This is a genomic window from Wenyingzhuangia sp., from assembly GCF_039768515.1.
Lineage (GTDB): Bacteria > Bacteroidota > Bacteroidia > Flavobacteriales > Flavobacteriaceae > Wenyingzhuangia.
Map to the genome: position 1 here is coordinate 1 of NZ_JBDNAI010000155.1, position 3,625 is coordinate 3,625.

The 3,625-nt window shown below is 35.9% G+C and carries 4 protein-coding genes; 3 read left to right on the top strand and 1 reads right to left on the bottom strand.

Annotation, left to right across the window (positions count from 1 at the left end):
• On the top strand, positions 1-564 hold a 564-nt coding region (locus tag ABF281_RS09305), incomplete at its 5' end, for an SDR family oxidoreductase (RefSeq protein ID WP_347181398.1).
• Between the two features lie 86 nt (positions 565-650).
• Here ABF281_RS09305 and ABF281_RS09310 read toward each other — a convergent pair.
• Positions 651-1,553, bottom strand: a complete 903-nt coding sequence (locus tag ABF281_RS09310; protein WP_347181399.1) for an ROK family protein — start codon at positions 1,551-1,553, stop codon at positions 651-653.
• Between the two features lie 210 nt (positions 1,554-1,763).
• Here ABF281_RS09310 and ABF281_RS09315 point away from each other — a divergent pair, with 210 nt between their 5' ends.
• Positions 1,764-2,612 carry a transketolase gene (locus tag ABF281_RS09315; RefSeq protein ID WP_347181400.1) on the top strand — a complete coding sequence of 283 codons (849 nt, stop codon included), beginning with the start codon at positions 1,764-1,766 and terminating at the stop codon, positions 2,610-2,612.
• Between the two features lie 77 nt (positions 2,613-2,689).
• Positions 2,690-3,505, top strand: coding sequence for an alpha/beta hydrolase (locus ABF281_RS09320; RefSeq protein WP_347181401.1), 816 nt, complete (start codon positions 2,690-2,692; stop codon positions 3,503-3,505).
• Positions 3,506-3,625: the final 120 nt, after the last annotated feature.

The following is a 3,625-nucleotide window of genomic DNA, read 5'->3' on the forward strand; positions in this document are numbered from 1 at the left end:
ATTGAAAAAATAGAGAGAGAGGTTGGTCCTATTGATATTTTGGTAAATAACGCAGGGATCATTAAAAGAACCCCTATTGTAGAAATGGAAGTAGAAGATTTTAGGCAAGTTATAGATGTCGACTTGGTCGGTCCCTTTATAGTTAGTAAACATGTAGTGAAAGGAATGATCAGTAGAGGTAACGGTGGTAAAATCATAAACATTTGCTCAATGATGAGTGAACTAGGAAGAGATACTGTAAGTGCTTATGCAGCAGCAAAAGGTGGTTTGAAAATGTTGACTAGAAGTATGGCTACAGAGTGGGCAAAATTCAATATTCAAACCAATGGAATTGGTCCTGGTTATTTTGCGACAAGCCAAACCGCTCCGATTAGAGTTGATGGTCATCCGTTCAATGATTTTATCATCAAAAGAACACCAGCGTCACGTTGGGGAAATCCAGAAGATCTTCAAGGGGCAGCTGTGTTTTTAAGTTCTCATGCTAGCGACTTCGTTAACGGTCAAGTAGTCTATGTTGATGGTGGGATTTTAGCTACCATCGGTAAGCCCGCTAATGAAGAATAATAAGAATTTAAAAAAAACTAGGATATTATTTAGTGTCTAGAAAAGAGTAATAAAAAAAGAAGATGAAATTTCATCTTCTTTTTTTATTACTCTTTAAAACAGAGGGCAGCAGCTCCTATGATACCAGCATCATTACCAAGTGTTGCTAGCCTTATGTCTAAGCCATTGAGGTAATATTTTGGGAGTCTACTGTTAAGAACTTCATACATAGTTTTCTCTATCATTTCAAACGTTTTACTGACGCCACCTCCAATAAAAATTGTGTTAACATCTAAAATCCTAATTGTAGATACAATACTTTCTCCCAAGATAGAACCAGCTTTTTTGAAGATTTCAATAGCAACAGGATCATCTTTTAAAGCTGCTTCAACAATGTCTTTAGCAGTTAAGTCGTTCGCTTTCAACCTTGTTTTTCCACCTTCTTTTATTTGCTTCAAGGCCAAGCTGATTAGAGCCTTTTTTCCGATGTTGTCTTCAGCTGTTTTTCCATTTGAAGTCATAATATGTCCCACTTCCATGGTGTTTCCATTTCCTCCCTTAAAGATATTACCATTCAGTACTGCAGCGCCTCCTAGTCCAGTTCCTAACGTAATAAAAGCAAAATCTTTTGGTACTTTTGTTTTGGCAAAGTGGAGTTCTCCTATAGCAGCAGCATTGGCATCGTTTTCAAGGAAAAACGAGATGTTAGGGTGTGATTTTTTTAAAATTTTAATAAGCGGGATGTTATTGAATTCTGGAACATTAGCCATAAATATGGTAGACAATCGATCTTTAGAAATCATTCCAGGCACAGCGATACCAACTTTACGAATTTGAGGGTTCTTTTTTAGGGTTTTTCCAATGATGCTAACAAAGGTTTTGATGAAATCTTTTTTGTTTTGCAGCGAAGCTGTTGGGTGTTTCTTTTTTTTTAGTAACTCTCCATTTTTGTTTACAATACCAATTTTCACATTGGTTCCTCCAACATCTATGCCTAAGTATTCTTCCATGTAGTCTCGTTATTTAGGGTATAAAAATCTGCTAGGGTTAAAGATAATGAAATCTTGTTTTGATTTTGAGAGAAATGAAGAATATCTATCAGATACTGTTCACTAGCTTGCTCCTAAATGTCTTAGGATTAAAATATCATAAATTTACAATTCAAAATAATTTGTCTTGCGTAAATAAAACTGTATTTTTGCCGCACTAAATTAGATAAAATGGCAACGATACAAGAGCTAAAAGATTTTACACAACAAGTACGAAGAGATATTTTGCGTATGGTTCATGCTGTGAACTCAGGTCATCCGGGAGGATCATTAGGGTGTGCAGAATACATAACCGTTCTTTATCAAGAGATTATGAAGCATAATGCTGAAGATTTTGATATGGATGGAAGAGATCAAGATTTATTCTTTTTGTCAAATGGTCATATTTCTCCTGTATTTTATAGTGTATTGTCACGAAGCGGATATTTCCCAGAGTCTGAACTGGCAACGTTTCGTTTGATTAATTCAAGGTTGCAGGGGCATCCAACAACTCACGAGGGATTAGAAGGTATTCGTGTAGCTTCCGGTTCTTTGGGACAAGGGATGAGTGTTGCTTTAGGGGCTGCTCAAGCTAAAAAATTAAATGGAGACAGCCGTTTGGTTTATAGCTTGCATGGAGATGGTGAATTGCAAGAAGGACAAAATTGGGAAGCAATTATGTATGCTGCAGCTAAAAACGTTGATAATTACATTGCTGCGGTAGATGTAAATTTGAAGCAGATAGATGGAACTACAGATGAGGTTTTAGCGATGGGGTCAATCAAGGCTAAGTTTGAGGCTTTCGGTTGGGAAGTCTTGGAGGTTGAGAAAGGAAATGACATTGAGGAGATTATTGCAGGAATAAAGGCAGCTCAAAGTTTGACAGGAAATGGGAAGCCCGTTTGTATTTTGTTGTATACAGAAATGGGTAACGGTGTTGACTTTATGATGTATACTCATGCTTGGCATGGAAAAGCTCCAAATGATGAGCAATTAGAAAGTGCATTGGCTCAGAATCCTGCTACTCTAGGAGATTATTAATATTTTATTGACAGATATAAAAAACATAAAAAAGCTCTGTTGTCAAACAGAGCTTTTTTATGTTTGAAAAAAAATAGATGTTACACTACAAAACCTACCATCATAAAAATACAAACAGGCCTTGGGTGACTTTTGTCCACGGAGCTGGGGGTAGTAGTGCGATTTGGTTTTCTCAGATCAGAGCTTTTCAGAAAGAGTTTAATTTGTTACTCATAGATCTAAGAGGGCATGGTAAATCTAAATCGACTCATCCTAAGCACAGTTATAATTTTACAAATATTGCTGACGAAGTTATAGAGGTTGTAGATTTTTTAAAAGTAGAAAGGTCACATTTTGTTGGAATTTCTCTCGGGACTATCGTTATCATGGATATTGGACATAGATATCCTTCAAAAGTTTCCAGTCTTGTGATGGGGGGAGCAGTGATGTACCTCAACATGAAAGCTCAGATCTTGATGAATCTTGGTGTTGCTTTGAAAACAACAATTCCATATCTGTGGCTTTACAGGTTGTTTGCATATGTCATTATGCCAAAAAAAAACCATAGCGCCTCAAGATCTTTTTTTATTAATGAGGCAAAAAAAATGAATCAAAAAGAATTTATCAATTGGTTTTCTTTGGTTACAAGTGTAAATAGTTTGTTGTCATTCTTTAGAAAAACAAAGATTGAAATTCCCACTCTTTACATCATGGGAAAACAAGATTACATGTTTTTACCTAGCGTGAAAAAGATTGTAAATCATCATTCTAATGCTATTTTAGAAACAATTGAAAATTGTGGACACGTTGTAAATATAGATGCTTCTAACGTATTCAATAGCATTGTAATTTCATATTTGGATGAAGAAAACAAGGTACAATCGAAAGATAGCAACTACAAATTTTTCACGTGAGCTTTATGTTTTATGAAAACAAAAAAACCACAACAATTCTGTTGTGGTTTTTGATGTGGTGCCTCCAGGAATCGAACCAGGGACACAAGGATTTTCAGTCCTTTGCTCTACCAACTGAGC